Here is a 16,191-nt window from a genome sequence, read left to right as displayed (position 1 = left end):
ACTCACTCCTGTTGTTTTTGCCAGAATCTCCCTGTACGGCGTCCGGCAACGCTGGCATATTAGCCAGATTGCGACCAGCACATCCGTTGGCTGGTACAACCATACAACAGTCAGGAGACACCATGCGTCACACCAAACTAGCCCTTGCCGTTGCCTTTGCCGCCGTCCTGGCCGGCTGCGGCGGCAACAGCGGCGATCCGCAGCCGGGCGGCCAGACCAACCGCGTCAAGTTCGCCTCCCAGGTGACGTTCGGCGACAGCCTGTCCGATGTCGGCAGCTACAACGTCGGCACCGTGAAGGCGCTGGGCGGCGGCAAGTTCACCATCAACGGCAACAACACGGCCATCGCTCCCGAGCTGACGGGCAAGAACTGGACCGAGCTGATGGCCGCGCAGCTGCAGCTGCCGGCGCCGTGCGCGGCGCAGACGGGCCTGGATGGCGATGCGTCGAAGGGCTTTGCCGTGCCCGTCGTTAACCATCTGGAGTGCTTCGGCTATGCGCAGGGCGGCGCGCGCGTCACCAATCCGATCGGTGCCGGCCACAAGGCCACCGGCAGCGCCATCGGCGCGCTGACAGTCCCCGTCGTGACGCAGGTGCAGAACCACCTCGCCAAGGTGGGCGGCAAGTTCAAGGGCGACGAAGTCGTGTTCGTGATGGCGGGCGGTAACGACGTCCTGGTCAGCCTGGCCCAGCTGCAGGCAGGTGCCACCGCGGCCGGCACGACGGCCGGCAGGACGGCGTTCACGACCAGCCTGGCCACGCAACTGGCGGCCGGCACGACCAATCCGGCCACGGCCGCGCAGGCCATCGGCGCGGCAATGGCGACGGCCTCCGCGCAGGCAGGCGCGACCAATGAAACGATCGTGGCGGCAGCCGTGCAGGCCGCCGTGCGCGCCGGCTACACCGCCGCGGCCTCGGTGACCGTGTACGGTCCGATGGCCAGGACGGCGGAGCAGGCCGGCAACGCCGCCGGTGCCAAGGCCGGTGCCGACTACGTGACGGCCCAGGCTCCCGGCCTCGTTACCGCGCTGGCGACCGCGGGCGCCGAACTGGCAGCGCTGGTCAAGACGCAGCTGATCGGCAAGGGCGCCAACTATGTCGTCGTCAACAACCTGCCGGACGTGGCCACCACGCCGGCCGGCCGCGCGCGCGACGAGTCCACCCGTGCGCTGATCGACAAGATGGTGCAGGCGTTCAATGCGCAGCTGACCTCCGCGCTGGCGGCCGAACCGAAGGCGCTGATCGTCGACGTCTATGCCGTCAGCCATGACCAGGCGACCAACCCGGGCCCGTACGGCCTGACCAACGTCACCGACACGGCGTGCGACCTGGCGTCGCCGAGGAACCCGCTGGCCAGCTCGCTGGGCTGCACGGGGGCCAGCCTGAAGGCGGGCGACGTCAGTCGCTACTCGTTCGCGGATGAAGTGCACCCGACCCCGTTCAACAACCTGCTGCTGGCGCGCTACGTGTCCCGCTCGATGGTGACAAAAGGCTGGCTGTGAACGCCGGCCCAATACAAGGAGACACGATGAACCATACTCTGCACACGGCGGTGAAACTGCTGGCGCTGGCCGCCGCCCTGACTGCCGCCGGCGGCGCTGCCGCCCAGGCCAAGGGCGACTGGACCGTCAAGGTCGGCGTCAACAAGATCACGCCGAAGGTGGAAAGCGGCGACGTCAGCGCGCCCGCGCTGCCCGGTACGACGGCCGATATCGGCACCGACACCAAGCCCATCCTGAACCTCGCATACTTCGTCACCGACAATATCGTGGCGGAACTGGACCTGGGCGTGCCGTACCGCCACGACCTGTTCGGCGCCGGCGCCATCGAAGGCACGGGCAAGCTGGGCACGGCCGACGTGCTGCCGCCCACGCTGTTCGCCCAGTACCGCTTCTTCGGCCCGAACGCCGTGTTCCGGCCGTACGTGGGCGTGGGCGTGACGTACGCCTACTTCCGCCGCGAACGCGGTTCGGCGCAGTTGACGGCCGTGCTGAACACGGGCGGCCCGGCCTCGACGTTCTCGCTGAAAGCCAAGGTGGCCCCCAGCGTACAACTGGGCGCGAGTTTCCGCCTGAACGAGCGCTGGTCCCTCGACGGTGGCGTCATCAAGACGAAGCTGAAGACGACAGCGACGTACTCGACCGGCCAGACCCAGGACATCCGGCTCGACCCAGTGGCGATCAATGCGGGCGTGACGTTCAAATTCTGATCCGCATCCGCTCCGTTCGGAAAAGCCGGCATTGCCGGCTTTTTTATTGTATTGCCGCTTGCAAACGTGCGCGGCAGGACGGCTTGTTATACTCAAGCCATGACGACTTCACCAGCTCCCCTCGTGCCCACCGCATTGCCGGCGTGTCTCAGCGAGGGTGGGCGGATGGGGGCCATGATGCGGGCGCACGACTGGGGTAACTCCCCGCTCGGGGCACCGCAAGGGTGGCCGGTGGCGCTGCGAGCGGTGGTGGCGTTGACGTTGAACTCGAAGTTCCCCATGTTTATCGCGTGGGGGCAGCAGCTGGCCTTCCTGTACAACGATTCGTATGCCGAAATCCTCGGCGACAAGCATCCGGCCGCGCTGGGCCGGCCGTTCCGCGACATCTGGGCCGAAATCTGGGACGACATCTGGCCCAGCATCGACGAGGCCCTGCATGGCCGCGCCACCTACCACGAGAACCTGCCGCTGACGATGAACCGGCGCGGCTACGAGGAACAGACGTGGTTCACGTTCTCGTATTCGCCCGTGTATGACGGCGAGGGCGGCACCGCGGGCATGTTCTGCGCCGTCGTGGAAACGACGGAACAGGTGCTGGCCGCCCGCCACCGGGCCGAGGAAATCGAACGGATGCGGCTGTTGTTCCAGGGAGCGCCCGGCATCCTGGCCGTGCTGCGCAGCCCCAGCCACACATTCGAGATCGCCAACGACGCCTACCTGAAGCTGATCGGCCGCACGGACATCGTCGGCCGCCACCTGGCGGACGTGATGCCGGAAGTGCGCGACCAGGGCTTCGTTGCCCTGCTGGACAAGGTCTACCAGAGTGGCGAAGCGCACGTCGGGCGCGAGATGCCCGTGATGCTGCAGCGCCAGTCCGGCGGTCCGCTGGAGCAGCGCTTCGTCAGTTTCATCTTCCAGCCGATCCGCGACCACCGGGGCGCCGTGGACGGCATCTTCGTCGAAGGCAGCGACGTGACCGAGGCAGTGCACGCGACGCGCGCACTGCGCGAGAGCGAACAGCGACTGCGTCAGTTGGCCAACACGATCCCGCAGCTGGCGTGGATCGCCGCGCCGGACGGCGACATCCACTGGTTCAACGACCGCTGGTTCGCTTTCACGGGCGCGACCACGACCCAGGCGTTGCGGGGTGGCTGGCGCGACTGGTTCCACCCGGACGACCTGCCGCGCCTGATGGCCCAATGGAACCGCTCGCTGGTCAGTGGCGCTGCGTACGAAGTCACGGCGCGCATGCGTGCGGCCGATGGCGCGTACCGCAGCTTCCTGATCGTGGCGGCGCCGCTGCGCGATGCGGGCGGCGTCATCGTGCAATGGTTCGGCACCAACACGGACGTGACGCCGATCGAACTGGCGCAGCAGGAACTGAAGGAGGCCAACCGCCGCAAGGACGAGTTCCTGGCCATGCTGGCGCACGAGTTGCGCAATCCGCTGGCGCCCATCTCGACGGCCGCCGAGCTGTTGCGCCGCGGGGTGCTGGACGATGCCCGCGTGCGCCAGACCAGCGCCGTCATTGCGCGCCAGGTCGAGCACATGACGAAGCTGGTGGACGACCTGCTGGACGTATCGCGCGTCACGCGCGGCCTGGTCGCGCTGCGCGAGGAAACGCTCGATTTCAATGCGATCGCCGCCGAAGCAGTCGAACAGGCGGGCGCGCTGGTGGAGGCGCGCCAGCACCGGCTGACGGTGTCGCTGCCGGACGAGGCGCCGCACGTGCTGGGTGACCGTACCCGGCTGATCCAGGTGCTGTCGAACATCCTGAACAATGCGGCCCGCTACACGCCGTCCGGCGGCCGCATCGCGCTGACGGTGGCGCGGCAGGGCCGCGAGGTGGTGGCAACGGTGTCAGATGACGGCATCGGCATTCCGGCCGCCTTGTTGCCGCACGTGTTCGACCTGTTTACGCAAGCGGAGCGCTCGCCCGACCGGTCGCAGGGCGGCCTGGGCCTCGGGCTGGCATTGGTGAAAAGCCTGGTGGAGCTGCATGGCGGCCGCGTCAGCGCCAGCAGCGGCGGCGCCGGGCAGGGTAGCCGCTTCGAGGTGGCGCTGCCGACGGTCGCGACCCCGGACGCCCGCGCGCCAGCCGCGCCGCGCGACACGGCTGCACACGACGGCGGCCAGCGCCGGTTGATGATCGTCGACGACAACGCCGATGCGGCGCACACGCTGGCGCTGCTGCTGGATGCGGCCGGGTATGCCGTCACGGTCTGCGGCGGCGCGGCCGAGGCGCTGGAACTGGCGCCGCAACAGGCGCCGGCGCTGCTGTTCGTGGACATCGGCCTGCCCGGGATGGATGGTTACCAGCTGGTGCAACGGCTGCGCACGCTGCCGCAGGCGGCGCAGGCCTGCATTGTCGCGTTGACGGGCTATGGCCAGCCCGAGGACCGCGCCCGCGCGCTGGAGGCGGGCTTCGACGAGCATCTCGTCAAGCCGGTGCAGGCAAAGGCGATCTATGAGGTGTTGGACCGGGTGGCGGAGAGAGGCGCCGGGGCGCCCTAGTGCCACAGGATGCGGCTGGGGTCTGTCCCTTCGGGACAGACCCGGATTTCTTCCCGGTGTCGTTGGCGAACTTCGGGGTCAGTCCCGCAGGGACAGACCCCAACCTGCTTGACGCGGCGGTGTTACTGGAACGCCTGGATGCCCGTCTGCGCCCGGCCCAGGATCAGCGCATGGATGTCATGCGTGCCTTCGTAGGTATTGACCACTTCCAGGTTGACCATGTGGCGGATGATGCCGAACTCGTCGGAGATACCGTTACCGCCCAGCATGTCGCGCGCCACGCGGGCCACGTCCAGCGCCTTGCCGCAGGAATTGCGCTTCATCATCGACGTGATCTCGACGGCCGCCGTGCCCGCATCCTTCATCCGGCCCAGCTGCAGGCAGCCCTGCAGGCCCAGCGTGATTTCCGTCTGCATGTCGGCCAGCTTCTTCTGCACCAGCTGGTTGGCGGCCAGGGGCCGGCCGAACTGCTGGCGGTCCAGCACGTACTGGCGCGCCGTGTGCCAGCAGCTCTCGGCGGCGCCCAGTGCGCCCCAGGCGATGCCGTAGCGGGCCGAGTTCAGGCACGTGAACGGGCCTTTCAGGCCGCGCACGTCCGGGAAGGCGTTTTCTTCCGGCACGAACACGTTGTCCATGACGATCTCGCCGGTAACGGACGCGCGCAGGCCGAACTTGCCGTGGATGGCCGGGGCCGACAGGCCTTCCATGCCTTTTTCCAGCACGAAGCCGCGGATGGCGCCTTCGTCGTCCTTGGCCCAGACCACGAACACGTCGGCGACCGGGGAATTGGTGATCCACATCTTCGAGCCCGTCAGCGCGTAGCCGCCCGCGACCTTTTTCGCGCGGGTGATCATCGAGCCCGGGTCGGAGCCGTGGTTCGGCTCGGTCAGGCCGAAGCAGCCGATCCATTCGCCCGTCGCCAGCTTCGGCAGGTATTTGCGCCGCTGCTCTTCCGTACCGAACTCGTAGATCGGCACCATCACCAGCGACGACTGTACGCTCATCATCGAACGGTAGCCGGAGTCCACGCGCTCCACTTCGCGCGCGATCAGGCCGTACGACACGTAGTTCAGGCCAGGGCCGCCGTATTCCTCGGGGATCGTGGGGCCCAAGAGGCCCAGTTCGCCCATCTCGCGGAAGATCGACGTGTCCATGCGCTCATGGCGGAACGCTTCCAGGATGCGCGGCGCCAGCTTGTCCTGGCAATACGCGGCGGCGGCATCGCGCACCATGCGTTCGTCATCAAGCAGCTGTTCGTTCAGCAGCAGGGGGTCATCCCAATGGAACTGGGCGCGGGCTTGGCTCATCGTGTCTCTCTCGTTGTGGTTTCGGTTCCCTGCATTCTAAAGCGCGGGGGCCGGCGCCGGCTTTTGAAATGGCGACACCAATTTCCGCTTTTTCACGCGGGCATGTGCAGGCCGCCCAGCTTGCCGTCGTGAAACACCAGCGGTTCGCGGGGCGTGAACTCGCAATGCTCCACCTCGCCGACGAAGATGACATGGTCGCCTTCCGGATAACGGCTGCGGTTGTGGCATTCGAACCAGGCCGTGCAGCCCTGGATGACGGGCTGGCCCGTGCGCGACAGCTCGAACGCCACCTGGGCGAACGGGTCGCTGCCCCGGCTGGAGAACAGCTTGGCCATATGGGCCTGGTCGGCCGACAGCACGTTGATGACGTAATGGGAATTGCCGCTGAAGATGGGCATGCTGTTGGCGGCCGAGCGCAGGCTCCACAGCACCAGCGGCGGGTCGAGGGACACGGAATTGAACGAGCTGGCGGTCAGGCCGCGGAACGTGCCGTCGGCCAGCCGGGTCGTGATCACGGTAACGCCTGTCGCGAATTGCGACAGCGCCTGGCGGAAATGCGTGCTGTCGAACTGTGCGCTGTTGCGCGGGGAACTGGTATTCATCGAGAGGCCTTGGTTTTCCGCCATTATGCCAAAGTTTGCCGGGGCGGACCGCCGCGCTCCCGGGGCACGGTATAGTGACGTTTCGCCAATCTTGCCGCCGTCCGATGACAACCATCCTGACCGCCACGTTTACCCGCTTCTTCGAGGCCGAGAAATCCAGCGGCATCGTGCTGATCTGCTGCACGGTGCTGTCGCTGCTGCTGGCCAATTCCACGCTGGGGCCTTCGTACCTGGGCTTCTGGCAGCAGCAGGTGGCCGGGCTCACCGTCGAATTGTGGGTCAATGACCTGTTGATGGCCATCTTCTTCCTGTTCGTCGGGCTGGAACTGGAGCGCGAACTGTACAGCGGCGAGCTGTCCGACCTGCGCAATGCGTTGCTGCCGATCCTGGCAGCGGTCGGCGGGATCGCCGTGCCGGCCGCGCTGCATGCGGCCTTCAACGCCGGCACGACGACGCAAGGCGGCGCCGGCATCCCGATGGCCACCGACATCGCCTTCGCGCTGGGCGTGCTGGCGCTGCTGGGCAGCCGCATCCCGGCCAGCCTGAAGGTGTTCCTGACCGCGCTGGCCGTGATGGACGACCTGGGCGCCATTGTCGTCATCGCCGTGTTCTACACGGCGCACGTGTCGCTGCCTTACCTGGCGGGCGCGCTGGCCGTGTTCGCACTGCTGCTGTTCTGCAACCGCGTGCTGCGCGTGATGAAGCTGCTGCCGTACCTGGCCGGCGGCGCGCTGATGTGGTTTCTGATGTTGAAATCGGGCGTGCACGCGACGATCGCCGGCGTGCTGCTGGCGTTTGCCATCCCGTTCTCGCACAAGAGCGAGGACAAGGAGTCGCCTTCGCACCGGCTGGAGCACTGGCTGCACAAGCCCGTCGCGTTCGTCGTCCTGCCCGTGTTCGCGCTGGCCAATACGGGCATCGTCATCCCGGCCGACTGGCAGCACGGCCTGCTGTCGAACAACAGCCTGGGCATCCTGGCCGGTCTCGTGCTGGGCAAGCCGCTGGGCATTTTCCTGTTGAGCTGGATGGCCGTGACGCTCGGCTGGTGCCGCCTGCCGGCCGGGCTGGGCTGGCGCCACGTGCTGGGCGCCGGCCTCCTGGGCGGCATCGGCTTCACGATGTCGATCTTCATTGCCAACCTGGCATTCCCGGGTCAGGCGGATGTCATCACGGCCTCGAAGATCGTGATCCTGCTGGCGTCGCTGGTCGCCGGCGTCCTGGGCTTCGCCTGGTTGCGCACTGCGGCACCCGCGCCATCCCATTGAACCGGGTGCTCGCGGCAGCCATTCTCCGTATGCGTTACAGTAACGGCATCAACATGGAGAGATGGTATGGCGACTGAAATCGCAGTGCTGGGCGGCGGGTGTTTCTGGTGTACGGAAGCGGTGTACCTGGAAGTGAAGGGCGTGACGAAGGTGGAGTCGGGCTACACGGGTGGCGCGCAGCCGAACCCGACCTATGAACAGGTGTGCGCCGGCACCACCGGCCATGCCGAAGTGGTGCGGCTGGAATTCGATCCCGAGGTCATCGGTTACCGCGACATCCTGGAGATCTTCTTCACGATCCACGACCCGACCACGCCGAACCGCCAGGGCAACGACGTGGGCACGCAGTACCGCTCCGTCATCTATTACCAGTCGCCGGAGCAGGAAGCGCTGGCGCGCCAGGTGATGGCGGAGATGGCGCACGTGTGGGATGCGCCGATCGTGACGGAAATCTCGCCCGCGCAGCCGTACTACAAGGCCGAGGACTATCACCAGAACTACTTTGCCCAGCATCCGCTGCAGGGCTACTGCGCCTTCGTGGTCGAACCCAAAGTGACGAAGTTCCGCAAGATGCATGCGGCGCGGCTGAAGGGGCAGTAAGCCTCCTCAATCGTGCGATGACACGCTGACGCAGCGGCTCTCGTCCAGCGGGCCCAGCACGAACTTGCGCACGGTCGCGCGCGTGCAGGCCTGGTTCCACCACAGCGCGAAGTGACCGCTGTCCCCGGCAATATACAACTGCACCATCCCGGCCTTGCGCAGCGCCTCGACGTGGCGCCGCGCGGCGTCTTCCGGCGTCTTGGCATCGCGTCCGCCCTGGATCACGAGCGTGCGCGGCAGGTGCTCCGGCGCGCGTGCAAACAGTGCGTCGCGCGGATACAGCGGGACGTTCCCATTGACCAGTAACCCCGGCAGGCCGCTGGCGAACAGCAGGCCGGCTTCCTCCTCGCGCACCTGCTGCGCCGTGCGGCCCGGCCGCAGGTTGTTTTCCGAGCCGCTGATGAGCGCCACGAGCGGCACCGAGACGGGCGACTGGGGGAAGCTGCCCAGCTGCGCCATCGTCTTCTTCACCTCGGCAATGACGGCCTGCAGGCGCGTGTCCTTGCCTTCATCGAGCTCCTTGACCAGGTAGGGAATCTGCCACGCCACGCCGGGCACGTCCAGCAGCGACCCCAGGAAGCGTTTCAGGTTCTTGCCGGGGATCGCGGCCAGCAACTGCGGGTCCTTGGCGGCGCGGTCCAGCACCCGGCGGTACAGCGTCTCGGCCGGCTCGCCGACGGTCCGGCGGCAATTGGGACTGGTGTCGCAGTGGGCGAGGATCTGCCGGCCCACCGCGTCGGCCACCAGCGAGCGGCGGCTGAGGTCGGCCTTGTCGTCGTCCTGGCGCGGCACCAGCGAATCCAGCACGAGGCCGTCGATGCCCGTCGCGCCCAGTGCGGCCGTGCGCAGCACCAGCTGGGTGCCGTACGAGACGCCGTAGACGTACGTCTTGCCATGGCGCGGCGTGCGTTCCAGCAGGCGCTTCAGGTCATGCGCCGCGTTGGTCTGGGAGAACTGGCGCGCCTGGGCGGGCGCGGCATTGAGGCGGGCAAAGCACGAACCCCATTCTTCGTTGACGAGGGCCGTGCCGCCCGGCGAGCCGGGGGCTTCCTCCTGCGGGCACATGCGCGTCGAAAATCCTGTGCCGCGGTGGTCGGGGATGACGAGGTCGAAGCCGGGGAACGTGGCACGGAATGCGTCGAGCAGGCCATAGAACGACGCGCCCGATTCGCCCGGGCCACCGGCGACCAGCCAGACGTTGCCAAGGCTGGCACTGGCCGCCGGGAACTTGCGCACGAACAGGTCGATCTCGCCACCCGAACCGGGCGCACCGGACGGGTCGGCCGGCACGCGCTCGATGGCGCACAGGCTGCCGCGCAGCGCGGGATCGGTGGCCGCATCGGCGCAAGGCTGGAAATCGGCGGCGTGCGCCCCGGCGGTAAAGGACAGCAAGGCGAGCCCGAGGGCGCGCAGGAGGGGACGCATGGAAAGCCTGTTAAGTTAGCAAAAAAGCCAGACTACGCGCAGTCCGGCCTTTTGTCGAGTGCGGGCCGGCCGGTCAGGGCTGGATGCGCCCGCGCTGCCAGCTGCCGTCCGCCTGCCGCGTGTAGACGATGCGGTCGTGGAAGCGCGAGCGGCGGCCCTGCCAGAATTCGATGCGTTCGGGCACCAGGCGATAGCCGCCCCAGTGGTCGGGCCGCTGCGGCTTGTCGCCGCTGGCCGCTTCCACTGCCGCGTAACGCGCTTCCATCTCGGCGCGGTTGGCGATCGGCGCGCTCTGCGCCGAAGCGATGGCCGCCAGCTGGCTCTTGACCGGGCGGCTGTAGAAATACTTGTCGCTTTCCTCGGCCGCCGTGCGCTCGACGCGGCCCTCGATGCGCACTTGCCGCTCCAGTTCCGGCCAGAAGAACAGCAGCGCCGCGTGCGGATTGTCGGCCAGTTGCCGGCCCTTCTGGCTGTCGTAGTTCGTGTACCACGTGAAGCCGCGCTCGTCGTACTGCTTGATCAGCACGATGCGCGACGTGGGCCGGCCGTCGCTGCCGACCGTGGCCACGCTCATCGCGTTCGGCTCGTTCACCTGCGCCTTCATCGCCTCGCCGAACCACTTGGTGAACTGCGCGACAGGGTCGTCCAGCGTGTCCTCTTCCGACAGGCTGGCGCGGCCGTAATCCATGCGCAGGTCGGCCAGCGCGATGCCGCCGGCGATCGCCGCCGCCGTCACCGTGGGTGTGGCCTGCTGCGGCGCAGGCACCTCTGGATCGGCCGAGATACCGCGGCGGCGCTGCATGGCATCGCCCATGACCTGCATCTGCGCCGGGCTGAACAGGCGCTTGGCCATCGGGGCCACGTGGCTTTCCTCGGTTTCCATGTGCGCCGTATAGCTTTGCACGAAGCGCGCGACATCGTCCGCCGACAGCTCGGTGGACGACCCGGCCGCGATGCGCTCCAGCTGCGCGTTCAGGACGTGCCAGTCGCGATCCATCTGCTGGTGCTGCGCGAGAATTTGCGGTTTCAGGTCGCGGATCAGTTCCAGGTCGGCGCCCGTCGCCGTCGCTTCCAGCATCGGCAGCAGGTCCTGCTCCTCGTCGGCGTGGTGCAGGTGGGCGGCGGTATTGAAGTACTTCAGCACGGCCTGGGCCGCGCCCTGCGCGGCGGCGTCGGCACCATCACGGGGAAGGTGGGCCAGCAGGTTCTGCAAGGTCTTCAGTTGCTTGCGGATCTTGTCGTGGCAGTGCTTCAGTACGGCGATCGGCTGGTCGAAACCGGGAACCGCATCCATCAGGGACTCGCTCATCGTGCTCTCTCGTCAAGTGGTATCTGGCGGATTGTAGAATAATCCCCGCCCGCTGTCGCTTCGCGAAGGTCCGGTAGAATGGCTCCATGAACGACCTGACTTCTTCTTCCGTGCCCGCCGCGCACGATATCGACTTCGACCGCCGTTTCGGCGGCATCGCCCGGTTGTACGGCGACCGGGCCCTGGCGCGCTTTCGCGCCGCCCACATCTGCGTGATCGGCGTCGGCGGCGTCGGCTCGTGGATCGTCGAGGCGCTGGCGCGCAGCGCCGTCGGCCGGCTGACCCTGATCGACCTGGACAACGTGGCCGAATCGAACATCAACCGCCAGATCCAGGCGCTGACCGGCACGATCGGCATGGCCAAGATCACGGCGCTGACGCAGCGCATCGCCGGGATCAATCCCTACTGCCAGGTGACGGAGATCGAGGATTTCGTCACGCCCGACAACCTGGACGAGATGATCGGCGGGCATGACTATGACTACGTGATCGACGCGATGGACAGCGCCCGCGCCAAGACGGCGCTGGTGCATTACTGCCGCACGAAGGGTATCCCGCTGATCGTCATCGGCAGCGCCGGCGGCCAGACCGATCCCACCCGCATCGAGGTGCGCGACCTGGCGCGCACGGAGCAGGAGCCGCTCCTGAAAAAGGTGCGGCGGCGCCTGCGCAGCCAGTTCAACTATCCGGCCAACGGCAAGAACAAGCTGGGCGTGGATGCCGTGTTCTCCATGGAGCCGCTGAAGTTCCCGGAAACGGGCGAGGTGTGCTCGGTGGATGGCGACGAGCTGGCCGCCGCGGCGCAGAAACCGGGGCTGACGGGCATCAACTGCGCGGGCTTCGGCTCGGCGATGGTGGTGACGGCCACGTTCGGCATGGTGGCGGCGGGCCATCTGCTGCGCAAGCTGGCCGAGGAGCCGGAGGCGGCGGAGGCAGCGGAGGCAGCGGAGGCATGAACCCGTGGTGACAGGCACCTGCGCGTCTTGGCCGATAAACCCGTAGCGTAAATCCGACGAACCGCCAAACCCGCGCCGCCTGCGGCCAGGATGGGATATATTCTGTAGGGCAACTTTCGCCCGCTACCCATCCTGCCCATCATGTCACTCAATCAACTCGTCTATATCAGCCAGGCCACGCGCAAGATGTCGAAGGAGGAACTGCTGGATCTCCTGGCGCAGGCCAAGGCCAACAATGCCCGGATCGACGTCACGGGCAGCCTGTTCTACAACGGCGGCTGGTTCATGCAGGTCCTCGAAGGGCCGGAGGCAACGCTCGCGAAGCTCGTCGCCAGGATCGAAAACGACCCGCGCCACCAGGACTTCCGCCTGCTCTATAACGAGCCGGCGAAGTTCCGCACGTTCGTCCGCTGGAGCATGAACATGACGAACCTGGAAGACCGGCAGACGGACAAATACGACGAACTGGTCGACGTGATCGAGGCGGCCAAGACGGATCGCAAGATCGGTACGCTGTCGCCGGCGGTGACGTTGCTGCGGCTGTTCAGCCACTAGAAGCGCTGGTGCCTGACATCACAGGTCTACCACCACATACTCCCCACCCGGCAACGACTCCACCAGCACGGCCCGCGCGCCATGCCACGGTACCGGCGCGAACGTGCCGGAAGGCGCTTCCCTGGCCTCCCGCGCCAAGGTCACGTGCGGCTTGAAGCTGCCATGTGTGGCGGTGGAAAAGCCGGCCGCCACGAGCCTTCGCACCAGTTCCGCCTGCAGGTCCAGCAGCGCGGCAGGGGGCTGCGTCATGCCGGCCCAGGCGATGCGGGGGCGCGCGAAATAGCCGTAGCAGTCGATCGACAGTGCCAGCGGCGGCACGGGCAGCGCATGCAGGATAGCGAGCAGCGTGGGGACGGCGGTGGCGGGCAGGTGGCCGAGGAATGCCAGCGTGATGTGCAGCTTGGCGGGCGGGATCAGGCGCCCCTGCATACCGGCCTGCAGCGCGACCAGCGCGGCGCGTTGCGCATCGTCCGGCCACAGCGCGAAGAACAGCTTGCGGGTGGCCTCGTTTGTCGATGCATCCGGATGATTTGCTATCATGATGCCGCCATAAAATCAGAACAGGAAGAATACATCATGACCCGTTTGTCCGCTTTGTTCGCCGTATTGTCCCTCAGCCTGGCTGGCGCCGCCCTGGCGCAGACGCCGACGCCCGCACCGGCGGCTCAGGCCGCGCAGTCCGACGCTGCGCCGGCCGCCATCGTGCCCGGTTCGGCCGCGCCCGGCCCGGCCGCCGAGCAGCTGATCGTCAACGACGTCAAGGTCGGCACCGGCCGCGAAGCCACCGCCGGCAGCAACGTCTCCGTGCACTACACGGGCTGGCTGTACCGCCCGCTGGCGAAGAACCAGCGCGGCCGCCAGTTCGACTCGTCCCGGCCGCGCGGCGAGCCGCTCGAGTTCCAGCTGGGCGCGGGCCGCGTCATCAAGGGTTGGGAACAGGGCGTGACGGGGATGAAGGTGGGCGGCAAGCGCACCCTGATCATCCCGTCGGAACTGGCGTACGGCGCACGCAGCATGCCCGGCATTCCGTCCAATTCCCCGCTGATCTTCGACGTCGAACTGCTCGACGTCAAATAACGGCCGGCGTACACTGGGTCTCCCAAGAACCTGCGGAGACCCATAATGAGAATCGCCAACGATGTCACTGAGCTGATCGGCAATACCCCGCTGGTCCGCATCAACCGCCTTGCCGCCGGCAGCGGCGCGCAAGTGCTGGCCAAGCTTGAATTCTTCAATCCCGCGCACAGCGTCAAGGACCGTATCGGCCTGGCGATGATCGCCGCGGCCGAGGCGGCCGGCCTCGTCAAGCCGGACACGATCTTCGTCGAGCCTACCAGCGGCAACACCGGCATCGCGCTGGCGATGGTATGCGCCGCGCGCGGCTACAAGTGCACGCTCGTGATGCCCGACACGATGAGCCGCGAACGGCGCATGCTGCTGCGTGCATACGGCGCCGAACTGGTGCTGACACCCGGCAGCGAAGGCATGCTGGGCGCCATCCGCCGCGCCGAGGAGATGGTCGCGAGCGACCCGCGCTGCCTGATGCCGCAGCAGTTCAACAATCCCGCCAATCCGGAAGTGCACCGCCGCACGACGGCGGAGGAAATCTGGCGCGATACCGACGGCCAGGTCGACATCCTCGTGGCCGGCGTCGGCACGGGCGGCACCATCACGGGCGTGGGCGAAGTGCTGCGCGAGCGCAAGAGCAGCTTCCGCGCCATCGCGGTGGAGCCGGAAGCGTCGCCGATGCTGTCGAAGGGCACCAAGGGACCGCACCCGCTGCAGGGCATCGGCGCCGGCTTCGTGCCGGCCGTGCTGAACACGCACGTCTACGACGAGGTGGTGTGCGTCAAGAACGAGGATGCGTTTGCGATGGCGCGCCGCGCCGCCAGCGAAGAAGGGCTGCTGGTCGGGATTTCGTCCGGCGCGGCGCTGTGGGCCGCCGTGCAGGTCGCGCGGCGCCCGGAAAACGAAGGCAAGGTGATCGTGACGGTAATCCCGTCGTTCGGCGAACGCTACCTCAGCACGCCGCTGTTCGCGGGCCTCGCCGATCAGTGACGGTGGGCGTGGCCATGACCTTGATGGCCATGCTCATGTGCGTGGTCATGCTCATGCGAGTGGCCATGCTCATGTGAGTGCTCATGTGCGTGCTCATGGTCGTGGCCAGGCGCCTCCTTCACCAGGCAGCACGCGTGGTCCGTGGTGCCGCGTTCCGTCTGCAGCGTGCTGTGGTGGATGGCGAACTCCTGGCGCAGCTCGCGCGCGATGTCGTCCATCGCGGCGTCGCCCGGGTAGCCGTCCGGCATGACCAGGTGGGCCGTCAGCGCCGTTTCCGTCGTGCTCATCGACCAGATGTGCAGGTCGTGCACGTCCGTCACGCCGGCGCGGCCGCGCAGGAACTGTTCCACCTTGCGTGAATCCACGTTGGTCGGCACCGCCGCCAGCATCATCCGCAGCGATTCCTTCAGCAGCGACCACGTGCCCAGCACGATCAGGATCACGATGGCGATGCTGACCAGCGGGTCCAGGCGGATCCAGCCCGTGGCCATCACCACCAGGCCCGACACCAGCACGCCCAGCGAGATGGCCGCGTCCGCCGCCAGGTGCAGGTAGGCGCCACGGATGTTCAGGTCGTCCTTGCTGCCCGCCATGAACAGCCACGCCGAGATGCCGTTGACGGCGATGCCGACGGCCGCGACGATCGACACTGTCGCGCCATGGACCGGCACGGGGTTGACCAGTTGCAGCACCGCTTCCCACAGGATGGCGCCGCACGCGCCCATCAGCAGCATGCCGTTGAACAGCGCCGCCAGCATCGAGCTGCTGCGCAGGCCATACGTGAAGCGGCGCGACGGCGCGCGCTTGGCCAGGATCGCCGCGCCCCAGGCCAGCATCAGGCCCAGCACGTCGGACAGGTTGTGGCCCGCGTCGGCCATCAGCGCGGTCGAATTGGCGACGAAGCCGTAGCCGAACTCCACCGCGACGAAGATCGCGTTCAGCGTGATCGCAATGGCGAACGCGCGGCCGTGGCTGGCGGGATCGCCGTGGTGATGGTGACCGTGACCATGATCGTGGCCGTGGTGGTGGTGCGCGCTCATACGTCCGCTCCTGCTTCCTGGGGTGTCGTGGGTTCGGCGATATGCTCCAGCATATCGTGCAGCACGCCGCTGATGTGGGCATCCGCCGCGCTGTAGAACACCTGCTTGCCCTGCCGTTCGGCCTTGACGATGCGGGCGGCGCGCAGCAGGCGCAGGTGGTGGCTGACCAGCGAGCTGCTCAACGCCAGGCCGGCGGCGATGTCGCTGACGGCAATCGGCGCCGGCATGCATGCCAGCACGATGCGCAGGCGGGTCGGATCGCCCAGCAGGTGGAACAGGTCGGCCAGCTGGGCCACCGACGCGTCAGGTTCGGGATAAGGTAGGTTCATCGGCCGTGGTGATTGATTAACA

Annotated in this window: 16 protein-coding genes; 9 read left to right on the top strand and 7 right to left on the bottom strand. The window is 67.3% G+C overall.

The annotated features are described in order from the left end of the window. The first annotated feature begins 122 nt into the window (after positions 1-122). From PX653_RS18400 to PX653_RS18390, 3 genes are all read left to right on the top strand, one after another. Positions 123-1,502 carry an SGNH/GDSL hydrolase family protein gene (locus PX653_RS18400; RefSeq protein ID WP_277414197.1) on the top strand — a complete coding sequence of 460 codons (1,380 nt, stop codon included), beginning with the start codon at positions 123-125 and terminating at the stop codon, positions 1,500-1,502. A gap of 26 nt (positions 1,503-1,528) precedes the next feature. After that, positions 1,529-2,209 (top strand): OmpW/AlkL family protein, encoded by a 681-nt coding sequence (locus PX653_RS18395; RefSeq protein ID WP_277414196.1) that lies wholly within the window; start codon positions 1,529-1,531, stop codon positions 2,207-2,209. A gap of 174 nt (positions 2,210-2,383) precedes the next feature. Then, a complete protein-coding gene (locus PX653_RS18390) occupies positions 2,384-4,723 on the top strand; it encodes a hybrid sensor histidine kinase/response regulator (protein WP_277414195.1) in 2,340 nt (779 codons plus the stop codon). Positions 4,724-4,845: 122 nt separating this feature from the next. Here the strand turns inward: PX653_RS18390 and PX653_RS18385 are convergent, their stop codons facing one another. Continuing rightward, entirely contained in the window at positions 4,846-6,030 is a 1,185-nt protein-coding gene (locus tag PX653_RS18385; protein WP_277414194.1) for an acyl-CoA dehydrogenase, read from the bottom strand. Positions 6,031-6,122: 92 nt separating this feature from the next. Beyond that, complete coding sequence (locus tag PX653_RS18380; protein ID WP_277414193.1) at positions 6,123-6,632, bottom strand: flavin reductase family protein; 510 nt, start codon at positions 6,630-6,632, stop codon at positions 6,123-6,125. Between the two features lie 104 nt (positions 6,633-6,736). Between PX653_RS18380 and nhaA the strand changes: the two genes are divergently transcribed. Beyond that, positions 6,737-7,897: a Na+/H+ antiporter NhaA gene (nhaA, locus tag PX653_RS18375; RefSeq protein ID WP_277414192.1), complete on the top strand. Its 1,161-nt coding sequence runs from the start codon at positions 6,737-6,739 to the stop codon at positions 7,895-7,897. A 66-nt stretch (positions 7,898-7,963) separates the two neighbouring features. Beyond that, positions 7,964-8,497: a peptide-methionine (S)-S-oxide reductase MsrA gene (gene msrA / locus PX653_RS18370; RefSeq protein ID WP_277414191.1), complete on the top strand. Its 534-nt coding sequence runs from the start codon at positions 7,964-7,966 to the stop codon at positions 8,495-8,497. Positions 8,498-8,503: 6 nt separating this feature from the next. Here the strand turns inward: msrA and PX653_RS18365 are convergent, their stop codons facing one another. After that, positions 8,504-9,922 (bottom strand): alpha/beta fold hydrolase, encoded by a 1,419-nt coding sequence (locus PX653_RS18365; RefSeq protein ID WP_277414190.1) that lies wholly within the window; start codon positions 9,920-9,922, stop codon positions 8,504-8,506. 73 nt (positions 9,923-9,995) lie between these two features. Further along, the gene (pdxH, locus tag PX653_RS18360) at positions 9,996-11,231 is read right to left on the bottom strand and encodes a pyridoxamine 5'-phosphate oxidase (RefSeq protein ID WP_277414189.1); all 1,236 of its coding nucleotides are present in this window, start codon (positions 11,229-11,231) and stop codon (positions 9,996-9,998) included. An 86-nt stretch (positions 11,232-11,317) separates the two neighbouring features. On the opposite strand from pdxH, the gene tcdA reads away from it, so the two are divergent. Both tcdA and PX653_RS18350 read left to right on the top strand, forming a co-directional pair. After that, positions 11,318-12,187: a tRNA cyclic N6-threonylcarbamoyladenosine(37) synthase TcdA gene (gene tcdA / locus PX653_RS18355; RefSeq protein ID WP_277414188.1), complete on the top strand. Its 870-nt coding sequence runs from the start codon at positions 11,318-11,320 to the stop codon at positions 12,185-12,187. 141 nt (positions 12,188-12,328) lie between these two features. Further along, positions 12,329-12,742, top strand: a complete 414-nt coding sequence (locus tag PX653_RS18350; RefSeq protein WP_277414187.1) for a BLUF domain-containing protein — start codon at positions 12,329-12,331, stop codon at positions 12,740-12,742. Positions 12,743-12,760: 18 nt separating this feature from the next. Here the strand turns inward: PX653_RS18350 and thpR are convergent, their stop codons facing one another. Beyond that, on the bottom strand, positions 12,761-13,282 hold the full coding sequence (thpR, locus tag PX653_RS18345; protein WP_277414186.1) for an RNA 2',3'-cyclic phosphodiesterase: 522 nt from the start codon (positions 13,280-13,282) through the stop codon (positions 12,761-12,763). Positions 13,283-13,318: 36 nt separating this feature from the next. Between thpR and PX653_RS18340 the strand changes: the two genes are divergently transcribed. After that, on the top strand, positions 13,319-13,819 hold the full coding sequence (locus PX653_RS18340) for an FKBP-type peptidyl-prolyl cis-trans isomerase (RefSeq protein ID WP_277414185.1): 501 nt from the start codon (positions 13,319-13,321) through the stop codon (positions 13,817-13,819). A 45-nt stretch (positions 13,820-13,864) separates the two neighbouring features. Next, the gene (gene cysK / locus PX653_RS18335) at positions 13,865-14,800 is read left to right on the top strand and encodes a cysteine synthase A (protein WP_277414184.1); all 936 of its coding nucleotides are present in this window, start codon (positions 13,865-13,867) and stop codon (positions 14,798-14,800) included. Here cysK and PX653_RS18330 read toward each other — a convergent pair. Next, positions 14,794-15,840: a cation diffusion facilitator family transporter gene (locus PX653_RS18330; RefSeq protein WP_277414183.1), complete on the bottom strand. Its 1,047-nt coding sequence runs from the start codon at positions 15,838-15,840 to the stop codon at positions 14,794-14,796. The two genes, cysK and PX653_RS18330, sit on opposite strands and share 7 nt — an antisense overlap. Beyond that, positions 15,837-16,169: an ArsR/SmtB family transcription factor gene (locus PX653_RS18325; RefSeq protein WP_277414182.1), complete on the bottom strand. Its 333-nt coding sequence runs from the start codon at positions 16,167-16,169 to the stop codon at positions 15,837-15,839. The genes PX653_RS18330 and PX653_RS18325 overlap by 4 nt, the downstream gene beginning before the upstream one ends. Between the last annotated feature and the right edge of the window lie 22 nt (positions 16,170-16,191).

This window comes from Pseudoduganella chitinolytica, assembly GCF_029028125.1.
In the GTDB taxonomy this organism is placed as follows: Bacteria; Pseudomonadota; Gammaproteobacteria; order Burkholderiales; family Burkholderiaceae_D; genus Rugamonas; species Rugamonas chitinolytica.
The sequence above is the reverse complement of the archived record's forward strand: the minus strand, read 5'-3'. Positions and strand labels throughout refer to the sequence as shown.

Excerpts from the sequence above, each read along its gene's own strand:
- PX653_RS18400 (WP_277414197.1), top strand. The coding sequence starts at position 123 with ATGCGTCACACCAAACTAGCCCTTGCCGTTGCCTTTGCCGCCGTCCTG.
- PX653_RS18395 (WP_277414196.1), top strand. The coding sequence starts at position 1,529 with ATGAACCATACTCTGCACACGGCGGTGAAACTGCTGGCGCTGGCCGCC.
- PX653_RS18390 (WP_277414195.1), top strand. The coding sequence starts at position 2,384 with ATGATGCGGGCGCACGACTGGGGTAACTCCCCGCTCGGGGCACCGCAA.
- PX653_RS18385 (WP_277414194.1), bottom strand. The coding sequence starts at position 6,030 with ATGAGCCAAGCCCGCGCCCAGTTCCATTGGGATGACCCCCTGCTGCTG.
- PX653_RS18380 (WP_277414193.1), bottom strand. The coding sequence starts at position 6,632 with ATGAATACCAGTTCCCCGCGCAACAGCGCACAGTTCGACAGCACGCAT.
- nhaA (WP_277414192.1), top strand. The coding sequence starts at position 6,737 with ATGACAACCATCCTGACCGCCACGTTTACCCGCTTCTTCGAGGCCGAG.
- msrA (WP_277414191.1), top strand. The coding sequence starts at position 7,964 with ATGGCGACTGAAATCGCAGTGCTGGGCGGCGGGTGTTTCTGGTGTACG.
- PX653_RS18365 (WP_277414190.1), bottom strand. The coding sequence starts at position 9,922 with ATGCGTCCCCTCCTGCGCGCCCTCGGGCTCGCCTTGCTGTCCTTTACC.
- pdxH (WP_277414189.1), bottom strand. The coding sequence starts at position 11,231 with ATGAGCGAGTCCCTGATGGATGCGGTTCCCGGTTTCGACCAGCCGATC.
- tcdA (WP_277414188.1), top strand. The coding sequence starts at position 11,318 with ATGAACGACCTGACTTCTTCTTCCGTGCCCGCCGCGCACGATATCGAC.
- PX653_RS18350 (WP_277414187.1), top strand. The coding sequence starts at position 12,329 with ATGTCACTCAATCAACTCGTCTATATCAGCCAGGCCACGCGCAAGATG.
- thpR (WP_277414186.1), bottom strand. The coding sequence starts at position 13,282 with ATGATAGCAAATCATCCGGATGCATCGACAAACGAGGCCACCCGCAAG.
- PX653_RS18340 (WP_277414185.1), top strand. The coding sequence starts at position 13,319 with ATGACCCGTTTGTCCGCTTTGTTCGCCGTATTGTCCCTCAGCCTGGCT.
- cysK (WP_277414184.1), top strand. The coding sequence starts at position 13,865 with ATGAGAATCGCCAACGATGTCACTGAGCTGATCGGCAATACCCCGCTG.
- PX653_RS18330 (WP_277414183.1), bottom strand. The coding sequence starts at position 15,840 with ATGAGCGCGCACCACCACCACGGCCACGATCATGGTCACGGTCACCAT.
- PX653_RS18325 (WP_277414182.1), bottom strand. The coding sequence starts at position 16,169 with ATGAACCTACCTTATCCCGAACCTGACGCGTCGGTGGCCCAGCTGGCC.